This is a genomic window from Pseudooceanicola endophyticus (assembly GCF_018760365.1).
Taxonomy (GTDB): domain Bacteria; phylum Pseudomonadota; class Alphaproteobacteria; order Rhodobacterales; family Rhodobacteraceae; genus Pseudooceanicola; species Pseudooceanicola endophyticus.
Genome location: NZ_JAHIAB010000001.1, coordinates 271,453 through 293,179, shown reverse-complemented (window position 1 = coordinate 293,179; position 21,727 = coordinate 271,453). Strand labels below are relative to the sequence as shown.

22 protein-coding genes are annotated in these 21,727 nt (G+C 68.5%); 6 read left to right on the top strand and 16 right to left on the bottom strand.

Annotation, left to right across the window (positions count from 1 at the left end):
- Positions 1-97 precede the first annotated feature (97 nt).
- The 6 genes from KM176_RS01430 (at position 98) to KM176_RS01405 (ending at position 5,878) form a co-directional block, all read left to right on the top strand.
- On the top strand, positions 98-1,183 hold the full coding sequence (locus KM176_RS01430) for an ABC transporter ATP-binding protein (RefSeq protein WP_160891968.1): 1,086 nt from the start codon (positions 98-100) through the stop codon (positions 1,181-1,183).
- A 108-nt stretch (positions 1,184-1,291) separates the two neighbouring features.
- On the top strand, positions 1,292-3,139 hold the full coding sequence (locus tag KM176_RS01425; RefSeq protein WP_160891966.1) for a hypothetical protein: 1,848 nt from the start codon (positions 1,292-1,294) through the stop codon (positions 3,137-3,139).
- A gap of 177 nt (positions 3,140-3,316) precedes the next feature.
- Entirely contained in the window at positions 3,317-3,532 is a 216-nt protein-coding gene (tatA, locus tag KM176_RS01420) for a twin-arginine translocase TatA/TatE family subunit (RefSeq protein WP_160891964.1), read from the top strand.
- A 6-nt stretch (positions 3,533-3,538) separates the two neighbouring features.
- Complete coding sequence (tatB, locus tag KM176_RS01415; RefSeq protein ID WP_160891962.1) at positions 3,539-4,171, top strand: Sec-independent protein translocase protein TatB; 633 nt, start codon at positions 3,539-3,541, stop codon at positions 4,169-4,171.
- Positions 4,172-4,173: 2 nt separating this feature from the next.
- Positions 4,174-5,037, top strand: a complete 864-nt coding sequence (tatC, locus tag KM176_RS01410) for a twin-arginine translocase subunit TatC (RefSeq protein ID WP_160891960.1) — start codon at positions 4,174-4,176, stop codon at positions 5,035-5,037.
- 1 nt (position 5,038) lies between these two features.
- The gene (locus tag KM176_RS01405) at positions 5,039-5,878 is read left to right on the top strand and encodes an ATP-binding protein (RefSeq protein WP_160891958.1); all 840 of its coding nucleotides are present in this window, start codon (positions 5,039-5,041) and stop codon (positions 5,876-5,878) included.
- A gap of 145 nt (positions 5,879-6,023) precedes the next feature.
- Here the strand turns inward: KM176_RS01405 and KM176_RS01400 are convergent, their stop codons facing one another.
- The 16 genes from KM176_RS01400 to KM176_RS01325 all read right to left on the bottom strand — a co-directional run bounded on the left by KM176_RS01400 (position 6,024) and on the right by KM176_RS01325 (position 21,553).
- Positions 6,024-7,286, bottom strand: coding sequence for a LysM peptidoglycan-binding domain-containing protein (locus KM176_RS01400; protein ID WP_160891956.1), 1,263 nt, complete (start codon positions 7,284-7,286; stop codon positions 6,024-6,026).
- Between the two features lie 68 nt (positions 7,287-7,354).
- Entirely contained in the window at positions 7,355-8,011 is a 657-nt protein-coding gene (locus KM176_RS01395; RefSeq protein ID WP_160891954.1) for a protein-L-isoaspartate(D-aspartate) O-methyltransferase, read from the bottom strand.
- Between the two features lie 118 nt (positions 8,012-8,129).
- Entirely contained in the window at positions 8,130-8,915 is a 786-nt protein-coding gene (gene surE, locus KM176_RS01390) for a 5'/3'-nucleotidase SurE (RefSeq protein ID WP_160891952.1), read from the bottom strand.
- 102 nt (positions 8,916-9,017) lie between these two features.
- On the bottom strand, positions 9,018-9,680 hold the full coding sequence (locus tag KM176_RS01385; RefSeq protein WP_160891950.1) for an SDR family NAD(P)-dependent oxidoreductase: 663 nt from the start codon (positions 9,678-9,680) through the stop codon (positions 9,018-9,020).
- A gap of 436 nt (positions 9,681-10,116) precedes the next feature.
- Entirely contained in the window at positions 10,117-10,383 is a 267-nt protein-coding gene (locus KM176_RS01380) for a pilus assembly protein PilP (protein ID WP_160891948.1), read from the bottom strand.
- A 107-nt stretch (positions 10,384-10,490) separates the two neighbouring features.
- Positions 10,491-11,045: a DUF2199 domain-containing protein gene (locus KM176_RS01375; protein ID WP_160891945.1), complete on the bottom strand. Its 555-nt coding sequence runs from the start codon at positions 11,043-11,045 to the stop codon at positions 10,491-10,493.
- Between the two features lie 81 nt (positions 11,046-11,126).
- A complete protein-coding gene (gene purF / locus KM176_RS01370) occupies positions 11,127-12,620 on the bottom strand; it encodes an amidophosphoribosyltransferase (RefSeq protein WP_160892529.1) in 1,494 nt (497 codons plus the stop codon).
- Between the two features lie 249 nt (positions 12,621-12,869).
- Complete coding sequence (locus KM176_RS01365) at positions 12,870-13,442, bottom strand: CvpA family protein (protein WP_160891943.1); 573 nt, start codon at positions 13,440-13,442, stop codon at positions 12,870-12,872.
- Positions 13,443-13,470: 28 nt separating this feature from the next.
- Complete coding sequence (radA, locus tag KM176_RS01360) at positions 13,471-14,838, bottom strand: DNA repair protein RadA (RefSeq protein ID WP_160891941.1); 1,368 nt, start codon at positions 14,836-14,838, stop codon at positions 13,471-13,473.
- 131 nt (positions 14,839-14,969) lie between these two features.
- Positions 14,970-15,746 (bottom strand): DNA repair protein, encoded by a 777-nt coding sequence (locus tag KM176_RS01355; RefSeq protein ID WP_160891939.1) that lies wholly within the window; start codon positions 15,744-15,746, stop codon positions 14,970-14,972.
- Between the two features lie 171 nt (positions 15,747-15,917).
- A complete protein-coding gene (locus KM176_RS01350) occupies positions 15,918-16,259 on the bottom strand; it encodes a hypothetical protein (RefSeq protein ID WP_160891937.1) in 342 nt (113 codons plus the stop codon).
- Positions 16,256-17,002, bottom strand: a complete 747-nt coding sequence (locus KM176_RS01345; protein WP_160891935.1) for an ABC transporter ATP-binding protein — start codon at positions 17,000-17,002, stop codon at positions 16,256-16,258. Before KM176_RS01345 ends, KM176_RS01350 begins: the two co-directional genes overlap by 4 nt.
- A complete protein-coding gene (locus KM176_RS01340; protein ID WP_160891933.1) occupies positions 16,999-17,784 on the bottom strand; it encodes an MlaE family ABC transporter permease in 786 nt (261 codons plus the stop codon). The genes KM176_RS01345 and KM176_RS01340 overlap by 4 nt, the downstream gene beginning before the upstream one ends.
- Entirely contained in the window at positions 17,784-18,827 is a 1,044-nt protein-coding gene (gene alr / locus KM176_RS01335) for an alanine racemase (protein WP_160891931.1), read from the bottom strand. The genes KM176_RS01340 and alr overlap by 1 nt, the downstream gene beginning before the upstream one ends.
- A gap of 134 nt (positions 18,828-18,961) precedes the next feature.
- On the bottom strand, positions 18,962-19,837 hold the full coding sequence (locus KM176_RS01330; RefSeq protein ID WP_160891929.1) for a DUF1194 domain-containing protein: 876 nt from the start codon (positions 19,835-19,837) through the stop codon (positions 18,962-18,964).
- Between the two features lie 231 nt (positions 19,838-20,068).
- Positions 20,069-21,553 carry a replicative DNA helicase gene (locus KM176_RS01325; RefSeq protein ID WP_160891927.1) on the bottom strand — a complete coding sequence of 495 codons (1,485 nt, stop codon included), beginning with the start codon at positions 21,551-21,553 and terminating at the stop codon, positions 20,069-20,071.
- Positions 21,554-21,727: the final 174 nt, after the last annotated feature.

Genomic DNA, 21,727 nt, shown 5'->3' with positions numbered 1-21,727 from the left:
CCTTCGCGGCAGGGCCGTTTCGGCGGCTCTGCCTGCGGTTGCGCGGGCCGGGGCGCGCTGCTACACCCCGGCGGACCCCATCCTTGCCGGAAAGCCGATGCCGCAGATCCAGACCCCGCCGCGCCTCGACCTGCGCGCCCTGCACCGCAGCTACGAGGGCCGGGAGGTCGTCTCGGGCGTGTCGCTGACGATCCGGGCCGGAGAGGTCTGCTGCCTGCTGGGCCCCTCGGGCTGCGGCAAGTCCACCACGCTGCGCATGGTCGCCGGGGTGGAGCACCAGGATGCCGGAGAGATCCTTGTGGACGGCGAGCGGATCAGCGGCCCGGGCCGCCACCTGCCCGCCGAAAAGCGCCGGATCGGGCTGATGTTCCAGGATTTCGCCCTGTTCCCGCACCTGAGCGTGGCCGAGAACGTGGCCTTCGGCCTGACAGGTTCGCGCGCCGAAAAGCGTGCCCGCGTCGAGGAACTGCTGACCCGTGTCGACCTGATCCGCTACATCGACGACTATCCCCACGGGCTTTCGGGCGGCGAGCAGCAGCGCGTGGCGCTGGCCCGCGCCCTGGCGCCCAAGCCCCGCGTCATGCTGATGGACGAACCGTTCTCGGGGCTCGACAACCGGCTGCGCGACGGCATCCGCGACCAGACGCTCGACCTGCTGAAGGAGGAGGGGACGGCGGTGCTGCTGGTCACCCACGAGCCCGAGGAAGCGATGCGCATGGCAGACGAGATCGCGCTGATGCGGGGCGGCCGCATCGTCCAGCAGGGCGCGCCCTACAATATCTACAACGCCCCCGTGGACCGAGAGGCCGTGGCCTTCTTCAGCGACATCAACGTGATCCGGGGGCGCGTGCAGGGGGCGCTGACGGAAACGCCCTTCGGCCAGTTCCTGGCCCCCGGCCTGCCCGATGGTGCGGAGGTCGAGATCGTGATCCGCCCCCAGCACCTGTCGATCGACTTTGATCGGGGCGGCACCGGTCCGCTGCCCACTGCCGCGCGGGGCACGCCGGCGCGCGGCATCGTCCAGCGCGCGCGCTTCATGGGCAACGAGAGCCTGGTGGAGTTCCGCATGGACCACGATGGCTCGATCCTGAAGGCCACGGTGCCGAATGTCTTCCTGCCGCGCCCGGGCAAGCCGCTCTGGCTGACGATCCGGCGCGACCGCTGCTTCGTCTTCCCGGCCTGAGGGCCGGCACAGGATCGCCCGTGCCAGGGCCGCCCCATGTTCGGGGCCGCCGAGACAGGCTAGTGTCGGGCCAAGCCCCCTGAGAAGCCCCCTGAGCCGGACAAGACCATGCCCTTGCTGCCCTTCCTGCTGCGCGCGCTGGCGCTGGTGTCGCTTCTGGCACTGGTGCTTCTGGTGCTGCCGCACCTGCCGGTCTGGGGGCTGGTTCTGGCGGTGCCGGTGCTGTCGCTGCCGCTGGCCCGGGTGGGGGCGGCGCTGATCGCCGTGCAGCGGGCGCACCGGCTGTCCCGGCTCAGTCGCGACAGCGCGCTGGCCGGGGTTCTGGCCGGGATCACCTGGCGGGTGGTTCTGGCGCTGGCCCTTGCGATGATCGTGGTGGGGCTGGCGCTGCCGCAGCTGATGCTGGCGGGTCCCCCTGATCTGGCGCTGTTCCTTTCGGCCTTCCCGATCTTCGTTCTGCTGCGCGCGGGCCTGTCGCGCTGGGCGGCCCCGCACCTGGCCGAGCCCTTCCGGGCTGCCCTGACGATCCGCTGGGCGGGGGCGGGCACGGTCCTCGTGCTGGTCCTGCTGCCGCTGCTGCTCTCCCTGGCCGGGATTGACGCCCCGGCCCCGGTGACGGCGGCGGGGCTGGCCGGGCTGGCCGGGCTGGCGGGGCTGGCGCCCGGACAGGCGCCGCAAAGCGCCCTGCTGGAGCAACTTCTTGCCGCCGCCCGGCTGATGGAGAACATCCGCGGCTACCTGTTCTTCCGCAGCGAGGCGGTGACCGGCAATCGCCTGCTGGGTCTTGTGCTGGCCTATGGGCTGGGGGGCGGGGCGGTGGCGGCGCTGGCCTCCGGCATGGCCTGCTGGGCGGCACTGCCCCGCGATCTGGCGCGGCGTGCCCTGCGCCGCAGCGTGCTCAGCGATCCGCCCCGCGCAGGCCCGGCCGAGGTCGCGTTGCTCTCGGCGGTGCTGACGATCCTGCTCGGGTTCCTGTGGCTGCCGCTGATGGCCGCCTCCGATGCCCGGCTGGCGCTGCTGCCGCCCACCCATCGCCCGGTGCCCGAGGCCGCGCGCACCCTGCAGCTTCTGGTGATGCAGGTGGAACGGATCGGCGCGCAGGATTACCGCCCCGGTACCATCGCGGCGCTTCAGGACGTGGCGCAGCGCGACCTCGACCGGCTTGAGGCCGACAGCCGTTCCGCCCTGCAGCAGGCGGTGCGCACAGCCGCCGCCGGGATGGAGGCCAATGTCGATCCCTTCCTGGATCATTATTACAGCCTGCCCGCCGATTACACGCGGCTGGGGTTGATGCTGACCGGCCAGCTGGAAAGCCGCCTGGGCCGCCAGCTGAGCGAGGCCCTGGGCCGGGGCGATCCGACCGCCCCGCTGGAGCGGCTGCTGGAGCAGGCGGATCTTCAGGCGCGTCTCTCAGAAGGCCGGGCGGCCCGCGATGCGGCCTATGCCGCCATCCTCTCGGACCGCCGGCTGAGCCCGCCCGAGGGCGCCCGGATCGACGTGCTGCAAAGCTGCGCACAGGCGCCCTGCCTCGATCTGGCGGCAGTGGCGCGGCAGATGGAGGCCGGGCTTTCGGGCCGCATCGCGCTGCGCGGGGGCAGTGGTGCGGCGGCTGGTCTGGTGGCCGGGGTGGTGGTCAAGAAGCTGGTCGCCAAGGGTGTGCTTAAAATTGCGGCAAAAGCGCTGGTGAAAGTCGCCTCCTCGAAAACCGCCTCGGCCTTCGGTGGCGCGGCGGCGGGGGGCGCTGCCGGCGCGGCGGCGGGCAGCGTGGTCCCGGGGCTGGGCACGGTGATCGGCGGCGCGGTCGGCATGGCCTTCGGTGCCGGTGTCGCCGTTGGCACCGATTACCTGCTTCTCAAGCTCGAAGAGCTTCAGAACCGGGCGGAATTCCACGCCCAGATCTCAGCCGCGATCCGCGCCTGGCAGGACGAGACCCTGGCCCGACTGAGCGGTCCATAGCCCGACGGCCGGGTCGGTGCAAAGCCCCGGTCAAGGGGGTTTGGCCCTGCGGGGCGATCAAAAATTCGGGTGCGCGGTGCTTTGGTCCTTTTCGGCAGGGCAGGGAGCCTTTAGATACGCAGTGACTTGAAGATGTGGGTTCCGGGAACAGGCCCACCGTTGCAGGGGAGAGCTGCTATGCTGAACAATATCGGTCCCATGGGCCTTCTTCTGATCGCTGTCGTGGTCCTCGTCCTGTTCGGACGCGGCAAGATCTCGAACCTGATGGGCGAGGTCGGCAAGGGCATCACCGCCTTCAAGAAGGGCGTGAACGACTCTGAGAAAGAGATCGAGGAAGAGAAGGTCTCGAAGGCGCGCGACGTCAGCCCGGAAGAGACCAAGGACAAGGTCTGATAACCCATGTTCGGTATGGGGTGGACGGAGATCCTGTTGATCGGGATCGTGGCTCTGATCGTGGTCGGGCCCAAGGAATTGCCGAACCTGTTCCGCACGGTCGGGCAGTTCGTCGGCAAGGCACGCGGCATGGCGCGGGAGTTTACCCGCGCGATGGAGGACGCGGCTGACCAGTCGGGCATGAAAGAGACCAACCAGATGCTGAAAGGCATGGCGAACCCGAAGAAATTCGGGCTCGACAAGGTCAAGGAAGCTGCGGATTCCGTCACCCGGCCGATGACGCCCGCGCCGTCCTCGACGTCGACCTCCAGCGCCGCGATGACCGCCGAGCGCACGGAGACGGCGAAGAAAATCCAGGAAGCGACCGCCCAGGCCGCGACCAACCGCCTTGAGGCCGAGGCAGCAAAGGACGCCGAGCAGGCCGCCGATGAGGTCGAAAGCGCGCTGGCCGTGCCGGATGTGAAGCTGCCGCCGAAGGCTGCCGCCACGCCCGCCGCCCCTGCGCCGCAGCCGGCACCGCAGCCCCAGGCCGGGCTGCACCAGACCGCCGCGCAGCGCGCCTCCGGAGGCCGGGCCGCCAAGCCCGCCGCCAAGGGCCGCGCCGCCCGTTCCAGCCGTCTGCCCAGCAGGAAGAACTGAGAATGACCGACGAGACGGACGAGCTGGAAGACAGCTCCGCGCCCCTGATCGAACACCTGGCAGAGCTGCGCACGCGGCTCATCCACTGCATTGCCGCCTTCATGGTCGGCATGCTGCTGTGCTTCACGGTCTGGAACCCGATCTTCAACTTCCTGACCGAGCCGCTCTGCACCGCGCGTAGCGCCATGGGCGAGGATTGCGGCCTGATCCTGATCAAGCTTCAGGAAGGCTTCTTCGTCGCCGTCTCGATCTCGATGCTGGGCGGGCTGGTGCTGTCCTTCCCCTACATCTCCTACCAGATGTGGCGGTTCGTGGCGCCGGGGCTCTACAAGTCGGAAAAGAACGCCTTCCTGCCCTTCATGATCGCCTCGCCGTTCATGTTCATCCTGGGCGCGGCCTTCGCCTATTACGTCATCACCCCGATGGCCTTCGACTTCTTCCTGGGCTTCCAGCAGCCGGGCACGCTGACCGGCGACGTGGATATCAACCACAAGGCGGCCTCGATCGCCTTCCAGGGCTCGGCCCAGGCCTACCTGTCGCTGACCATCAAGTTCATCGTCGCCTTCGGCCTCTGCTTCCAGCTGCCGGTGCTGCTGACGCTGATGGGCAAGGCGGGGCTGGTGACGGCCGAGGGGCTGGGCGCGGTGCGCAAATACGCCGTCGTCGCCATCCTGGTGCTGGCCGCCGTGGTGACGCCGCCGGACGTGATCAGCCAGGTGATCCTCTTCGTCGTGGTCTACGGCCTCTACGAGGTCTCGATCTGGCTGGTGCGCCGTGTCGATCGCAAGCGCGAGGCGCAGCTGCGCGCCGAAGGCTATTATGACGACGAGGACGAGGAACCGACACCGCCCGCAAAGACCGAGTAAGATGTCCGAAGAGCTGACCCGCATCGCCGCCGCGCTGGAGCGCATGGCCCCGGCGCCGCTTGAGGCCCCCGATTTCGACAGCGCGCAGGCCTTCATCTGGCAGACCGCCCCCGAGCGGCTGACCCCCGTGACGAAGGTCAGCCGCGTCGATATCGGCCTGCTGGTCGGGGTGGACCGCTCCCGCGACACGCTGCTGGCGAACACGCTTCAGTTCGCCCGCGGTCATGGTGCCAACAATGCGCTCCTGTGGGGCGCGCGCGGCATGGGCAAGTCTTCCCTGGTGAAGGCGATCCATGCCGAGGTGCTGCGCCAGGGCCTGCCCCTGAAGATCGTCGAGCTCCAGCGCGAGGACCTGCCCACCGTGGCCCGCCTCATGCAGCTGCTGGGCGCCAGCACGCACCGTTTCCTGCTGTTCTGCGATGACCTTTCGTTCAGCCATGACGACCAGCACTACAAGTCGCTGAAGGCCGTGCTCGACGGCGGCATCGCCGGGCGGCCCGACAACGTGCTGTTCTACGCCACCTCGAACCGGCGCCACCTGATGCCCCGCGACATGATCGAGAACGAGCGTTCATCGGCCATCAACCCCGCCGAGGCGGTGGAGGAGAAGGTCTCGCTCTCCGACCGTTTCGGCCTCTGGCTCGGCTTCCATCCCTGTGGCCAGGACGAGTATCTCGCGATGATCGACGGCTACTGCGCCGCCCATGGTCTCAGCGTCGACCCCGACACCCTGCGCGCCGAGGCGCTGGAATGGCAGGCCACCCGGGGCGCCCGCTCTGGCCGCGTCGCCTGGCAGTTCTTCACCGATCTGGCGGGTCGCCACGGCGTCTCCCTGGGCTGATCCGGACCGAAAAAGCGCCCCGCGGGGCGCTTTTTCAATGGCTCTTTCGCCTCTGGGGCGGCTCTTCATCATCTGGCCGGAAATATCCCGGGGGTGAATTGCGCCGCAGGCGCAAGAGGGGGCAGCGCCCCCTCCCGACCCGGCTTCACTGCGACAGGTACTGCATCGGATCGACGGTCTCGAGCCCCTTGCGGACTTCGAAATGCAGGAAGGCATTGGCGCCCGTGGGCACCTGCGCCAGCTGCTGGCCGCGCTCGACCGTGTCGCCCTTGGCCACCACGATGTTGCTGACGTTGGAATAGAGCGTCAGCAGCGTGCCCTCGTGCTTCAGCACGATGACGCTCTGGTTGTCGGTGTCCTGCAGGATCGCGGCCACGGTGCCGGCGGCGGCGGCCTTCACCGGCGCGCCGGGTTCGGCCGACAGGTCGATGCCGTCGCTCTTGCCCTTCTGGTAGGTGCGCACGATGCTGCCGCGCACCGGGTAGCCCATCAGCGCCCCCGAGGGCGCCTGTTCCTTCGACAGGTCCGGGGTGGCCGCCTTGGCGGCCTGCTGCTCGGTCTTGCTGGGCGGCGCGGTGATCGCCTCGGGATTGTCGGCCGGCAGCGGCTTGGAGGCCGAGGGCGGCAGCGGCGTCGGCGAGGGCTGGCCGGGCAGCGTGGTGCTGGCGGCGGCCGTGGCGACCGGGGCGGCACTGCCGCCCTGCTGGTTGACCAGCGGGATCAGCAGGTACTGGCCCTCGCGGATGGTGAAGTTGCTGTCCAGGCTGTTCCAGTCCGCCAGAGAGCGCACCGAGACGCCGTAGAGGCGCGCGATGGAATAGGCGGTTTCGCCGCGCTGGACCTTGTGGCGGATCGGCTCGTGGCCGACCTGCACGGGCTCCTTGTCGGGGGTGGCCGGCGGCAGGGTGGTGACCGAGACCTCGTTGTCGGCGGCGCGGTTGATCGCGTCCCCGGCCATGGTGGTCAGGCTCGAATCATCCGGAGAGATGATCGGTCCGACGCCCGCGGCCCCGGTCGCCATGGAGGGTTCCGCCACCCGCGAGGGCAGCGACAGGATCTCTCCGTCGCGCAGCTGGTCGCCGGGCTGAAGGCCGTTGTAGCCGGCCAGGGTCTGGGCATTCATGCCGATCCGCTGGGCGACGCTGGCCACGGTATCGCCGCGCCGGGCCACCGCGACCTGGTAGTTCGGATAGGAGATGATGCCGCGGTTGTCGGGCTGCGGGCGCGTCGCCGTCACCGCGCGGGCGGCATCGGCGGTCGAGAACTGGCCGAAGCCGCCCCGCAGGTCGCTGTCGAAATTGGTGCAGGCGGCCATCAGGCCCAGCAGGCTGGCACCCAGCAGCAGGCGCGTGATGCGCACCGCAGGCAGGGCGGGGGCCGCAGGGCGCGGGCTCGTCGTCTCGGTCATCGGTTAGATCCTCATCCGCTCACGGGGGGGCGGCATCCGCCTCCCCCTCCCGGTCTGGCGCCGGGCTTTCAGCTGTCCCGTCCCATGCCTTCGAGCAACGGCACGAAGCGCACGGGGCAGAGTTCGTCGTAATCCAGTCCGGTCTCGGTCTTGCGCACCCGGATCAGGTGCTGGACGGTATCGGACTGTCCGACAGGCAGCACCATGATACCGCCGGTCTTGAGCTGCGCCAAGAGCGGCCCCGGAGGGTCCTCCGCCGCGGCGGTCACGAGAATGCGATCAAAGGGCGCCTGTTCCGGCAATCCGAAAGAGCCGTCGGCGGCAAAGGTCGTCACGTTCGACAGACCCTCGGCATCCAGCACCACCTTGGCCTCGCGCACCAGTTCGCGGTGGCGGTCCATGGTGTAGACCCGGCGCGCCAGGTGGCTCAGCACGGCGGCCTGGTAGCCCGATCCGGTGCCGATCTCCAGCACCTTGTCGCGCGGCTGCACCTCCAGCGCCTGGGTCATCAGCCCGACGATGGAGGGCTGGGAGATGGTCTGGCCGCAGGCGATCGGCAGCGGCGTATCCTCGTAGGCGCGCTCAGAGAACAGCCCCTTGATGAAGGCGCCCCGGTCGACCTTCTCCATCGCCTCCAGGACACGGGTGTCGGTCACCCCGGCACTGCGCAGGGCGAACAGGAACTGCATCTTGCGTTCGGCGAGGGTCACATCATGGCTGTGCATCAGGCTCGGGCGGATCCGGGAAACGTTCGGGAGGCGGCAGCGGAGGGCGTCGGGCAGAGGATTGCGCAATCCGTGCCGCTAGGGAAGGGGCCAGATCGTCCCGCGCCGCAATCGGGGTTCATTCGAGGCCTTTCAGCCCGTCCAGAAGGTCATGGGCGGTCAGGTCCGCCCGCATCGGCGTCACCGAGATGTAGCCCGAGAGGTTCGCCTCCACGTCCGATCCGGGCAGGGCGGCGGATTGCTGGTTGCCGCTGCGCGCCCACAGGAAGCGCCGCCCCGAGGGGGCGACCTGCGGCGAAACGGCAAAGCTGAAATCGGTGCGCAGCCCCTGCGGCGTGACCTTGCGGCCCTTGACCTGATCCGCCGGGCAGGCGGGAAAGTTCACGTTGTAGAAGGTGTTGTAGTCCTTCTCTCCGGCGGGACGGTGCAGCGCGAGGATCTCTCGTACCAGGGCGGCACCATGCGCGGCGGCGGCTTCGAACGGATCGTCGAGGTCGCGGTTGCCGGCGCCGAAATACTGCGACAGCGCAATCGCCGGCAGGCCCTGCAGCGCGCCTTCCATGGCTCCGCCAAGGGTGCCCGAATAGACGGCATTCTCGCCCGAGTTGTTGCCCCGGTTCACCCCGGAAAGCACCAGGTCGATCTGCTGGCCCTCCAGCACGTCATGCACCCCGGCCAGCACGCAATCCGCCGGAGACCCCTCGGCGGCGAAGCGGCGCTCGCCCATCTGGGAGATCATCGTGGGATGGGTATAGGAGATGCAATGCGCGACGCCCGACTGTTCGAAGGCGGGGGCAACCACCCAGACTTCGCCTTCGGGGCCGGCGACCTCGGCCGCGATGGCTTCCAGCGTGGCCAGGCCCGGCGCGTTGATGCCGTCGTCGTTGGTGATCAGAATGCGCATGTCGGGCCCCCTCGAAACTGTCCGGCCCCATGCATAGGGGAGGCGGAGGGGCGGGGCAAGACACCCGCCCGGGCCGCTGGCCTGCCGCTGCGGCAGGTGGCCTCAGACCAGCCCGGAGAGCAGGCGGCGGGCCTCGTCCTGCACCGGGGTCAGGGCGGCGCGGTCTTCGCCGGGGTAGAAGCGGGCGCGGGTGGCGGTGGGCATGGGGCGGGGGCTCAGGACATGGACATGGGGGCCGGTGCGCACCGTCTCGGCAGCCCAGGAGCGCGCCATGGCGATCTGCGCGGCCTTGGTGGCCCCGTAGGAGGAGGCGAACTTGGCCCCGCTCATGTCGTCATCGGCAAAGAACAGGGCGCGGCCCTCGCGGCCCAGCAGCGGTGCGACATAGGGCACAAGATGGCCCATGGCGGTCACGTTGGTGGCAATCGACTTGGCCCAGTCCTTGGCATCCACATGGGCGGCCGGGGTCAGCGGGGCCACATGCACCGCCGTATGCGCCCAGAGCGCCAGCCCGCCCCAGCGGTCGTGGATCGAGCGGCAGAGCTGCGCCATCGCCTCGGGGATTGTGACGTCCATGGGGGCCAGGGTGGCGCTGCCACCGGCGGCGCGCAGCCGGTCGTCCAGTTCCTCAAGCGCGCCGACGGTGCGGGCGACGGCAACCACATGGAAGCTTTGCGCCAGTTCCAACGCCAGCGCGGCACCAAGGCCACGGGAGGCGCCGGTGATCAGCGCGACGGGACGGGAGGACAGGTCATTCTCGCTCATGTCCAGCGTCTTGCGGCCTTTTCAGGCACCGGTCAAGCGTCGCTCCGGCCCGGCAGGTGGTCGCGTTGCCGCAGGGGCCGGGTGCGCCTGCGGCGGCGGGCAGAGCGCGCGCGACTGACCCAGGCGGGGTTCCAGCACGCGGTTCAGGATCGCGTCCGGCACGATCTGGTCGGATGCAATGCGCCATCGGAAGGCGCGGCCCTCCAGCCCGTCCGGGATCATCGGGGATGACGGCAAGCGAGAAGGGAGAGAGCGACAGATGCCCCGTTCCGGAGGCATAGCCGGCAACGACATGGCCGCCCCGGACCTCGAACCCCGGGGAGGCGCAGCACCTGAAGCACCTCGCGGTGATCGGCGGGACAGCCTGCGAGGTTGGGATCATGGGAAGACGCGCGCATGATCCCACCATGGGGCCGTGGCGCGTCCGGGGCCAGCCTCAGGACCCGGCAATCGCGAGGACCTGCGCCTCGCTGCCCCGGGCCAGGTGGATCTGCCCGTTGCCGATGGCCGCAACCACATAGCCATCCAGCTTGTCGCCGGGGGTCACGCGAGAGACCCCGCCGCGCCCGTCACGCACCAGCGCAGAGGCCCCGCTGTTGTTGACCCGGGTGCCGAGCAGCGTCATGCCGTTCAGCGGCAGCGCATCGGCCTGGGTGGCCTGCTGCGCGACGATGGCGGGGGTGGGCGTGGTCGGGCTGGGCAAGGCGATCTCCTGGCGGTTGTGGAGGGCGCGGGGTGCCACGGAACCGGCGCAGGCGAAAGCCCCCGCACGCGGACGTGAGGGGGCCTCGGCAAGAGGTTGCGCAGGCCTCAGCGGCCCAGATGCGGGCGGATGTCGTCGCCGGCAGCGGCGTAGATGTCGAGCAGGGTGTCGAAGGACAGCCCCTCGGCCACGGCTTCGGCCAGCGGGCCGCCATCAGGCTGGAAACGGGGGCGCTCGCCGTCCTCGCCGCCCAGCAAGCGGCCCTCCAGGGCGTCGCCGAAGCCGGGCAGGGCGTTGGCCAGCCGCGCCGTGCAGCCGGCGAAGGGCGCCCCGCTGTCGAGACTGTCGAGGAAGGCGTAGAAATCGGCACTGGCGACCTCGGCCCAGGGGGCGAACCAGAACACCTCGTCGCCGGCGCCGCGCAGCGCCAGCGGGATCACGCAGCGCAGGTAGCGGTGCTCTCCGATGCGGCACAGCTCCGAGGCCAGGCGATGCTGGCCGACCTCGACCACCGCGTCGCCCTCGGGCGTGGCATGGGGCCAGTCGTCGGGGGCCTCGAAGCCCAGGTCGTATAGCCCCGAGAAGCCGCGCCCGTCGATCGGGCTGCGGAAATCGGGATCGGTGAAACGGCGCCAGCGGGCGTCAAGCTGCAACAGGTTCATGGGGCCTCCCTTCCACGGCGGACATGCGAACGCCAGCCCGAAGGGGCTGGCGTGTCAAGGTTTTCGGCGGTGTCGGCAGGCTTATTCCGCCGCCTTCAGCTGGAAGCCCTTCTCGATCATGTCGCTGGGCGCAACCGGATATTCGCCCGAGAAGCAGGCATCGCAATATTGCGGGCAGCTGTTCGAACGGCCCGTCGCCTCGCCCACGGCGCGATAGAGCCCGTCGAGCGAGATGAACTTGAGGCTGTCGACCTGAAGGTAGTCGCGCATCTCGTCCTCGGACATCGTGGCCGCCAGCAGCTTTTCGCGCTGCGGCGTGTCGACGCCGTAGAAGCAGGGCCAGGCGGTCGGCGGGGAGGCGATGCGGAAGTGCACCTCGGCGGCGCCGGCATCCAGGATCATCTCCTTGATCTTGCGCGAGGTGGTGCCGCGCACGACCGAGTCGTCGACCAGGATGACGCGCTTGCCGCGGATCAGGGCGCGGTTCACGTTCAGCTTCAGACGCACGCCCATGTTGCGGATCTGCTCGGTCGGCTCGATGAAGGTCCGGCCCATGTACTGGTTGCGGGTGATGCCGAGCGCGAAGGGAATGCCGCTTTCCTGGCTGAAGCCGATGGCCGCTGGAGTGCCGCTGTCGGGCACCGGGCAGACCAGATCCGCATCCACCGGGGCTTCGCGCGCCAGTTCCACGCCGATCTGACGGCGGCTTTCATAGACGGACCGGCCACCGATGATGCTGTCGGGACGCGAGAAGTAGACATGTTCGAAGATGCAGAACTTCGAGGGCTGCGGACGGAACGGGAAGCTGCTTTCCACGCCCTTGTCGGAAATCACCACCATCTCGCCCGGCTGGATCTCGCGGACGAACTCGGCGCCGATGATGTCGAGCGCGCAGGTCTCCGAACTCAGCACCCAGCCGTCGGCCACCTTGCCCAGCACCAGCGGACGCACGCCCAGCGGGTCGCGCACGCCGATCAGCTTGGAGCGCGTCATGGCGATGACCGAGAAGGCGCCCTCGACGCGGCGCAGCGCGTCTTCCAGGCGGTCGGCGATGCCCTTTTGCAGCGAACGGGCCATCAGGTGAATGATGCATTCGCTGTCCGAGGAGGACTGGAAGATCGAGCCGCGCTCGATCAGTTCCTTGCGCAGGGCCTCGGCGTTGGTGATGTTGCCGTTATGCGCGATGGCCGCGCCGCCCATCGAGAATTCGCCGAAGAAGGGCTGCACGTCGCGGATCACCGCGGCCTTCTTGCCGGCGGTGGAATAGCGCACGTGGCCGATGGCAATCGGGCCCGGCAGCGTCTGCATGATGTCCTGCGAGGTGAAGTTGTCGCGGACATAGCCGAAGCGGCGGGCCGAGTTGAAGCCATGTTCGGGATGGTGGCAGACGATCCCGCCCGCCTCCTGGCCCCGGTGCTGCAGCGCGTGCAGGCCAAGGGCGACGAAGTTCGACGCATCGGCGACGCCGAGCACGCCGAAGATGCCGCATTCCTCCTTCAGTTTGTCATCGTCGAAGGGATGCGCGAGGAAGCGCGGGGCGTCCTCGAGAGAGGCGGCGATCGCGGCTTTCTTCATGTCGTGCTGGGCCTGACTTGGTTGCTGGGGCTGCTGGTCTGGGTGCTGGCTGGGCAAGGGCGTTGCTCCGAATCCGGTCATTTCCGACGCGCTTCTCATACGCGCCTCCGCGGCAAGTGTCACGAAAGGATCACATCCAATGACGAGACGCGCCGGCCGCAGCTGCTGCGGTGCGCGTCTTTCTCGATTTTCGGTAACCCTTGGGCGCTAGATGGACGATCCGGCGCCGCTGTTCAAGGGGGCGCGTGCTCAGGACGGGGTGCCAGCGGGGGCGCTGCAATAGCCGGTCAGGGTTTCGTACTGCGAGGTGACCCAGCCAAGCGCTCGCTCGGGGTTCTCGGCCTGGATCTTCTGCGTCAGGTTGGCGAAGACCACGGCAGAGCGCGACTGTTCCACCAGCGCGATGTCCTGGGCGGGCAGCACGGTGTTGTAGACGAAGAAACCGATGGCCACCAGCAGGATGCCGCGGGCGATGCCGAAGACGAAGCCCGCCGCCTGGTCGAGGCCGCCCACCACCGAGCGCTGCACGGCGGAAGAGAACAGCGGCACGAAAAGCGACACGATGGCCAGCACCACGGCGAACAGGATCCCGAAGGAGGCGATCACGGAAAGTTCACAGCTGTCGGACAGGAAATCGCCCAGAACCGGGATCTCCTTGACCAGCGGAACCACCTCGGGCGCGAAGGCGAAGGCCACGATGGCTGCGGCCACCCAGCCGACGATGGCCAGCACCTCGCGCAGGAAACCGCGCGAATACGCCAGGATCGCCGAGAGGAAAATGACCGCCGCCACGATCGCGTCGATGATGGTAAAGCCTTCCATGCCTGCCTTGCTCCGTCCTGCTGCGCTCTTAACCGGCGCCGAAAATTTCGCCTACGAAGCTTGTCAGATCCGCCATGCGGGTCAGCTTCAGCCCAGCTCCGGCGCCGGGCTTGCCGCCCGCCGGAGCGATCGCCGACGAGAAACCAAGTTTCGCCGCCTCTTTCAACCTGTTTTCCGTCTGCCCCACGGGCCGCAGCGCCCCGGAGAGCGAAATCTCTCCGAAGACCACGCATTCGGCGGGCAGTGCGGTGTCCTCGCGGGCGGAAAGCAAAGCCGCCGCCACCGCAAGGTCCGCCGCGGGTTCGCTGACCTTCATGCCACCGGCCACGTTCAGGTAGACATCAAGCCCGGCGAAGGGAATGCCGCAGCGCGCCTCCAGCACGGCCATGATCATGGCGAGCCGCCCGCCGTCCCAGCCCACGGTCGAGCGGCGCGGCTGCGACAGCGGCGAGGGGGCGACGAGGGCCTGGATCTCGACCAGCACGGGGCGGGTGCCTTCGATGCCGGCAAAGACCACGGAGCCGGGGCTGGGCTGGCCGCGCTCCGACAGGAAGAGGGCGGAGGGGTTGGAGACCTCGGCCAGGCCGCCACCGGTCATTTCGAAGACGCCGATCTCATCTGCGGGGCCGAAGCGGTTCTTGACCGCGCGCAGGATGCGGAACTGGTGGCCGCGCTCGCCCTCGAAATAGAGCACGGTGTCGACCATGTGTTCGACCACGCGGGGGCCGGCGATCTGGCCTTCTTTCGTGACGTGGCCCACCAGGATCACGGCCGCGCCGCGCCGCTTGGCGAAGGTGGTCAGCTCATGGGCGGCGGCACGCACCTGGGAGACCGAGCCCGGGGCGCTGTCGACCGTGTCCGACCACATGGTCTGGATCGAGTCGATGATCACCAGGTCGGGGCGTTCCTCGTCCAGGGTGGTGAGGATATCGCGCAGCGCGGTATCTGCGCCCAGTTTCACCGGCGCGTTTTCCAGCCCCAGCCGCCCGGCGCGCATTCGCACCTGCGCCGAGGCCTCTTCGCCGGAGATATAGAAGGTCTTCAGCCCGCGGTTGGCGAAGGCGGCGGCGGCCTGCAGCAGCAGGGTCGACTTGCCGATGCCGGGATCGCCGCCGACCAGGATCGCCGAGGCCGGCACCAGACCGCCGCCCAAGACCCGGTCGAGTTCGTCGAGGCCGCAGGAGGTGCGCGGCGGCGGGGTTTCCTTGGAGGAGAGATCCGTGAGAGCGACCTTGCGCCCGCGCGCGGCGCCCAGGCCCTTGCCGGCAGGGCCGGTGGACAGGGGGACGTCCTCGGTAATGGAATTCCAGGCGCCGCAGGCGTCGCAGCGCCCGGACCACTTGGTGAAGGAGGCGCCGCATTCGGCGCAGGAGAAGGAGGTGACGGGCTTGGCCATGGCCGGCGTTGTGCCCGAGCGGAGGAGGGCCGTCAAAGGAATTGCGCCGTCCGCCCAAGCCGCAGGGGGGCGGGGGGCTCTGCCCCCGTCGCTGCGCGACTCCCCCGCCATATTTGCGGAAAGATGAAAGCCTATTCGGCCGGCACCCGGTTCGCGCTGGCCCGGTGCAGGCGCGGATCGACCGAGGTCACCAGACCGCGTTCTGCCAGTTCGGGCAGGATCTCGGCCAGTTCGTCGCGCAGGCGTCTGATCTGGGCGCGGGCGACGCTTTCGTCCATCTCGACCGCCTCGGTGTAGCGGCGCAGGTCCTCCGTGCGGCGCTTGGCCTCGGCCAGGCGCTGTTCGAAGCTGCTCAGTTCCTGCTGGCGCTCGGCCAGGAAGGCCTGGGCGCGGGCCATGGCCTCGTCCGAATAGACATGGGCAAGGTCTTGGGAAACCTCCGACATCTGCGCGGCGGCCTCGAGGATGCCGGGTTCGAGGGCGCCAAGGTCGGGATGGCTGCGCAGCCAGAGCAGCCGCTCGCGCACCTCGTCATATTGTTCGGCGACATGGAACAGGCCGGCCCGGTCGGCGGCATGGGCGGCCATGTAGGCGCGCTGCACGTCGCGCATCGAGATCGAGAAGCGTCGGTGCGAGGTTTCCAGTGCCAGGATCCGGCCATTGGCGGGGATGTAGGCGCAGAGCGCAAAGGCCAGGGCGGTCAATACCAGCTGCGCGGCCATGCCGGCCTGGTAGCTTTCGCCGCCGTAGCCCAGCGTCAGTTCGGGCCAGGGCAGCAGGCCGAAGGCGGCCAGCAGGCTGGCCGTGCCAAGCGCGGCGGCGGTGAGGGCAAGAAAGGCAAGGCTTGCCAGTTGCAGGGTGCTGGTGGCGATGGCGCGGAGGGGATGGTCCGCAGTGACTTTGGACATTGACGGCTCCTCATCGGACGGGGCGGCGTGTTTCCGCCGTGCTGAGGGTCAAACGGGGCAGGATACCGCCGGGTTCCCATCCTGCGCAGGTTCCGCTTACCCTAGGTCAATATATATCCGAAAATGAACGAATCAGCCTCGTATTTGTGCGAAATGCGAAAGCTGTGGCTTTCAGGACAACCAGAGGGTGATCTGGGTGGCCGCGAGAACGGCGCCAAGGGCGCAGACCGCGATGTCGGTCGGGGCGGGGCGATGGCCGCGCAGGCTGCGGCCCCAGTCCCAGATCACCAGGGCAAACAGCACCAGGCCCGCAAGGCGCGGTCCCGGGGTCAGAAGGGGATCGGGCAGCAGGCCTGCCAGCCCCGCCGCGCAAAACGCCAGCCAGAGCGGGGCGGCGATCAGCCCGGGGCGCGGGCGGGGGCCGCGCCGCCAGAGCGCCAGCCCCGCCAGCAGCGGGATCAATCCGAGGGCCGTCAGCTGCACCATGGAGATCATGGGCAGCGGGGCGTTCACCTGACCGCCTCGATCGGGCCCTCGGCGGAGCCGGAGATGAACTGTGCCACGTAGGGATCGCCCGAAGTGTCCAGCTGGCTGACCGGGCCGGTCCAGCGGATCTTGCCGCCATGCAGCATCGCCACGTTATCGGCGATGGCGCGCACCGAGGTCATGTCATGGGTGATGGTCATGGCGGTGGCGCCCATCTCGGTCACGATCTCGCGGATCAGGTCGTTGATGACGCCGGACATGATCGGATCTAGGCCGGTGGTGGGCTCATCGAAGAAGATGATCTCGGGGTCGGCGGCGATGGCGCGGGCCAGTCCGACGCGCTTTTGCATCCCCCCCGAAAGCTCTGCGGGCAGGCGGTCGGCGACGTCGGGTTTCAGCCCGACGCGGCGCAGCTTCTCGATCGCGATCTCGCGGGCCTCGGCCTTGGGCCGTTTGAGCGACCCGCGCAGCAGGCGGAAGGCGACGTTCTGCCAGACGGGAAGGCTGTCGAACAGGGCGGCACCCTGGAACAACATCCCGAAGCGCGCCAGGAAGGCGTCGCGGTCGGTCTTTGCGGTGTCCTGGCCATCGACCAGGATCCGGCCCGCGTCCTGCTGCACCAGCCCCAGCACGCATTTCAGCAGCACCGACTTGCCGGTGCCGGAGCCGCCGATGATCACCATGGAGCTGCCCTTGGCGATCTCCAGGTCGACGCCGCGCAGCACCGCATTGGACCCGAAGGTCTTTTCGACTTTTTCCAGCCTGATCATACCGAGAAGAATGCCCCCGTGAGCAGGAAGTTGGCGGCGAGGATGAGGATGGAGGCGGCCTCGACCGAGGATTTGGTGGCGGCGCCCACGCCCTGGGCGCCCCGGCCCGAGTTCATGCCCGAATAGCAGCCCATCAGCGTGGCGATCACGCCGAAGGCGGCGCCCTTTACCAGCGAGGAGATGATGTCGAGCGGTTCGAGGAAGTTCACCGTGTTCTGCACGAAGACCGCCGGGTTGAAGCCCAGCGACTTCACCGCGACGGTGAACCCGCCGAGGATGCCGATGATGTCGCCCAGGCCCACCAGCAGCGGCACGGTGATCAGCCCCGCCAGCACACGGGGCACCGTGAGGTACTTCATCGGGTGGGTGGAGAGCGTCACCAGCGCGTCGATCTGCTCGGTCACCTTCATGGTGGCGATCTCGGCGGCGATGGAGGAGGTCACGCGGGCGGCGATCATCAGCCCGACCAGCACCGGGCCCAGTTCACGCACCATGCCGATGGCGACGATCTGGGGCACCACGGCCTGGGCATCGAAACGGGCGCCGCCGGCGTAGATCTGCAGCGTCAGCGCGCCGCCGGTGAAGATGGCGGTCAGGCCCACGACGGGCAGCGACAGCCAGCCGACCTGGAACAGCGCGTTCAGGAACTCCCGCCCGTAGAAGGGCGGGCGCACGAGGTGAGAGAGCGTCTCGGCCAGGAACAGGACCACGCGCCCCACGAGGGCAAGAAAGCTCAGCACGGCGTGGCCAAGCCCGCCAAGGAGGCGCAGGGGCAATGTCATCAGCCGAGGTAGCTCCTCTTGTAGCGGTTCCCGAGGTCGGTCAGGAACTCGTATCCGATGGTGCCGGCGGTGTCGGCCAGCACGTCGATGCCCTGCTGGTCGCCCAGCAGCGTCAGGGCCGAGGGGACCTCGACCGGCAGGTCGGTGACATCGACGGTGATCAGGTCCATGGAGATGCGCCCGATCAGCGGCACGGCATATTCGCCGGCCCAGAGCACGGTGTCACGGGCAATGGCGCGGTGGATGCCGTCGGCATAGCCCGCCGCCAGCGTCGCGATCAGCGAGGGGCGCTCTGCGGTCCAGGCATTGCCGTAGCCCACGGTTTCGCCGGCGTCGATCTCGCGCAGCTGGATCACCGGCAGGTCGAGGCGCACCACGGTTGCCGCCTGTTCGAAGGGGCGACCGCCGTAGAGGCCGATGCCCGGGCGGGTGACGTTGAAGTGATATTCCGGCCCCAGCAGGATGCCACCGGTGGCCGAGAGCGACAGCGGCACGGCGGTGCCGGCGGTCATCTCCTTGAAGATGCGCAGCTGGTGCGGGTTCATCGGGTGATCGGGCTCGTCCGCGCAGGCCAGGTGCGACATGATCAGCGTCGGGTTCTGCGCCAGCGCGATGTCGCGCAGCGCCGCCCATTCGGCCGGTTCCATGCCCAGCCGGTTCATCCCGGTGTCGAGCTGCACGCCGAAGGGCGCGCCGGGCAGCGATTCGAGCTGCCGCACCAGCTGGTCGGCCGAGTTGATCATCGGCGTCAGCTGGGCTTCGGCGATCAGCTTGGTGTCGCCCTCCATGTGACCGGAAAGGATGTTGATCTCGGGCCCGGGGCCGAGGGCACGGCGCAGGTTCACGCCTTCCTCTGCTGCGGCGACGAAGAAACGGCGGGCGCCTTCGGCGGCCAGTCGCGTGGCGACCCTCGCGACACCCAGCCCATAGGCGTTGGCCTTCACCACGGCCGCCGTCTCGACAGTGTCGGAGGAGGCCTGGTCAAGGGCGCGCCAGTTGGCGGCGATGGCGTCGAGGTCGATGGAGAGGAATGCGGTGCTCATGCGTGCTTTTTGGGAGTCGGGTCAATTATGTGCAAGCACAATATGAGAGGCCGCGACCGGGTGCCACCCCGTTCCCGGCAGAGGCCCGCCGTTGCAGGGTTGACGACCGGGCGGGGCACCGCCGCCGCGGATGCTCAGGGTTCCCAGGCGCGGCGGAAATTGTCCCAGGTCTTTTCGCCGACAAGGCAGTCGTAGCTTTCGCCGGGGGCCGTGCCCGCGACCGGAACGATCCGGGCCGCGGGCAGGTCGCCGGGGAGGAAACCCGTGGGACGCGCAGAGGGGGCGGGCGCGGGGGCAAGCCCGGCGATCTCCATCACCAGCTTGCGGCGCACGGCGCTGGCGAATTCCGCCCAGTCGTGCACGGCCACCACGAAGGCGCCCTGGCCGCCGATCACGCAGTCGCGGTAATAGGCATCCAGGTCGGTGACGGTCCAGCGGCTGCCGACGCCCTCGTCGGTCATCAGCGGCAGGCCGTTGATGGTGATGCCCTGGGCCAGAACCCGGTCGCGGGCCGGGGTCACCGGATCGCCGGCATTGTTCGGCCCGTCCCCCGAGACGTCGATGACCTTGCGCAGCCCCTCGTACTGGTTCTCGGCGATGAAGCGTCCGGCATAGTCCAGCGCCGCCGAGATCGAGGTCCGCTGCATGCCGTAGGGGCGGTTGTCCATCAGCACGGCGGCGACGCGCTGCGCTTCTTGCGGCGTGCCGATGGTGGTCCAGTCCACCACCACGCGGTGATTGCCCGGGCCCGCCCATTCCACATAGGCCACCGCGATCCGTCCCAGCAGCCCCTCCGAGATCACCCCCAGAACATCCTCCGAGGTCAGCGCGGCGGCATAGCCGTGGCGCTGGATCTCCAGCTCGTGGGCGGTCATGGAGCGCGAGACATCGACCATCAGGGCCAGTTCGACATCAACCTCGACCCGGGTGGGATCATAACTGAAATCCGCCATCTGCGCGGCGGCCCGCAGCGGCAGCAAAAGAAGCAGGATCAGGAAGATCTGGGGCATGGGGCAAGTGTCCGGTCGCTGTGGCAGGGCTGTCCAGCACATTGCTGCGCTGCAGCGGCCCGGGCGATCCGGGACCGCAAAAGATGCTCAAGGAACTAGCCATTTTACCTTAACGCGAGATTTCCGCCCGAGACATTCGACCTTTTGCCCTGTGAGATCGGGGAATCACTGCGACCCGCCTGCCTGTTTTTCAGGCGGCGGGCCGTGCTGCATCTGCGAAGAGCTCGCCTATCAGTAGTCGGGCTGGTCGTTCTGCCAGGGCTTCACGAGGTTGCCGAAGCGGGTGAAGCGGCCCTCGAACGAGAGTTCCACGGTGCCGATCGGCCCGTGACGCTGCTTGCCGATGATCACCTCGGCCTTGCCATGCAGCCGTTCCATGCGCTGCTGCCAGGCTGCCATTTCCTCCAGCCGGTCGTCCGAGGGCTTTTCGCGTTCGACATAGTATTCCTCGCGGAACACGAACATCACCACGTCGGCATCCTGTTCGATCGAGCCCGATTCCCGCAGGTCCGACAGCTGCGGCCGCTTGTCGTCCCGGCTTTCCACCGAACGCGACAGCTGCGAGAGGGCGATGACGGGAATGTTGAGCTCCTTGGCGACGGCCTTCAGACCCATGGAGATCTCGGCGATTTCCTGCACCCGGTTGTCGGCAGTGCCGCGGCAAAGCTGGAGGTAGTCGACGATCAGCAGGTCCAGGCCATGGGTCCGCTTCAGCCGCCGCGCCCGCGCCGCCAGCTGCGAGATCGGCAGGGCGGGGGTGTCGTCGATGTAAAGCGGGCAGGCTTCCAGCTGCTTGGCGGCCTCGACGAAGCGGCGGAATTCCTCCTCGGTCATGTCGCCCTTGCGGATCTGCTCCGAAGGCACTTCGGCGGCTTCCGAAAGGATACGGGCGGCCAGCTGCTCGGCGCTCATTTCCAGCGAATAGAAGCCGACGACGCCCCCGTCGATGGCGCCCTCGGTGCCGTCATGCTTGATGCCGCGCTTGTAGGCCTTGGCGACGTTGAAGGCGATGTTGGTCGCAAGCGAGGTCTTCCCCATCGAGGGGCGACCGGCGAGGATCAGAAGGTCCGACGGGTGCAGGCCACCCAGCTTGCGGTCCATGTCCATGAGCCCGGTAGAGACGCCGGCCAGGCCGCCCTCGCGCTGGTAGGCGGCGTTGGCGACGTTCACCGCATCGGTCACGGCCTTCAGGAACGAGACGAAGCCCGATTCCGACTGGCCCTGTTCGGACAGCTTGTAAAGGCGCTGTTCCGCCTGGACGATCTGTTCCTTGGGGTCGTTTTCCACCGCGACGCGGCTGGCCTGGTCGGCAATGTCGCGTCCCAGCTTCATCAGCTCGCGGCGCACCGCCAGGTCATAGATCATCTGCGCGTAGTCGCGCGCCGCATAGGAAGAGACCGCGGCCCCGGCAAGTTTCGCCAGATAGGCCGGTCCGCCGAGCTCCTTCAGGCCCTCGTCATCGGCCAGGAAGGCCTTCAGCGTGACCGGAGAGGCCAGGTTGTTGCGCGCGATCCGGGCGGCGGCGACCTCGAAGATGCGGGCATGGACCGGGTCGTAGAAATGCTTCGCGTTGATGATCTGCGCGATGCGGTCGTAGATGTCGTTGTTGGTCAGGATGGCGCCCAGCAGCTGCTGTTCCGCCTCGACCGAATGCGGCATCGCCTCCGTGACGTCGCCGGTCTCGCCCGTGGCGTTGAAAGTCGTGATCTCGTTCATGCCGTCCCCGCTCTGCCTGTCCGGGCCGGGCGCTGCCTGACGCCCCGATGCCGGTTCCGGTCAGACCGGACCCGCATGCCCTTGATCGCCCGGTTCTACAGATACCCGGGCGTGCGGCCAACTTGTATAACTCTGTGGAAAACCTGTGGAGGGCCGCTTTTTCCCCTATCTTGT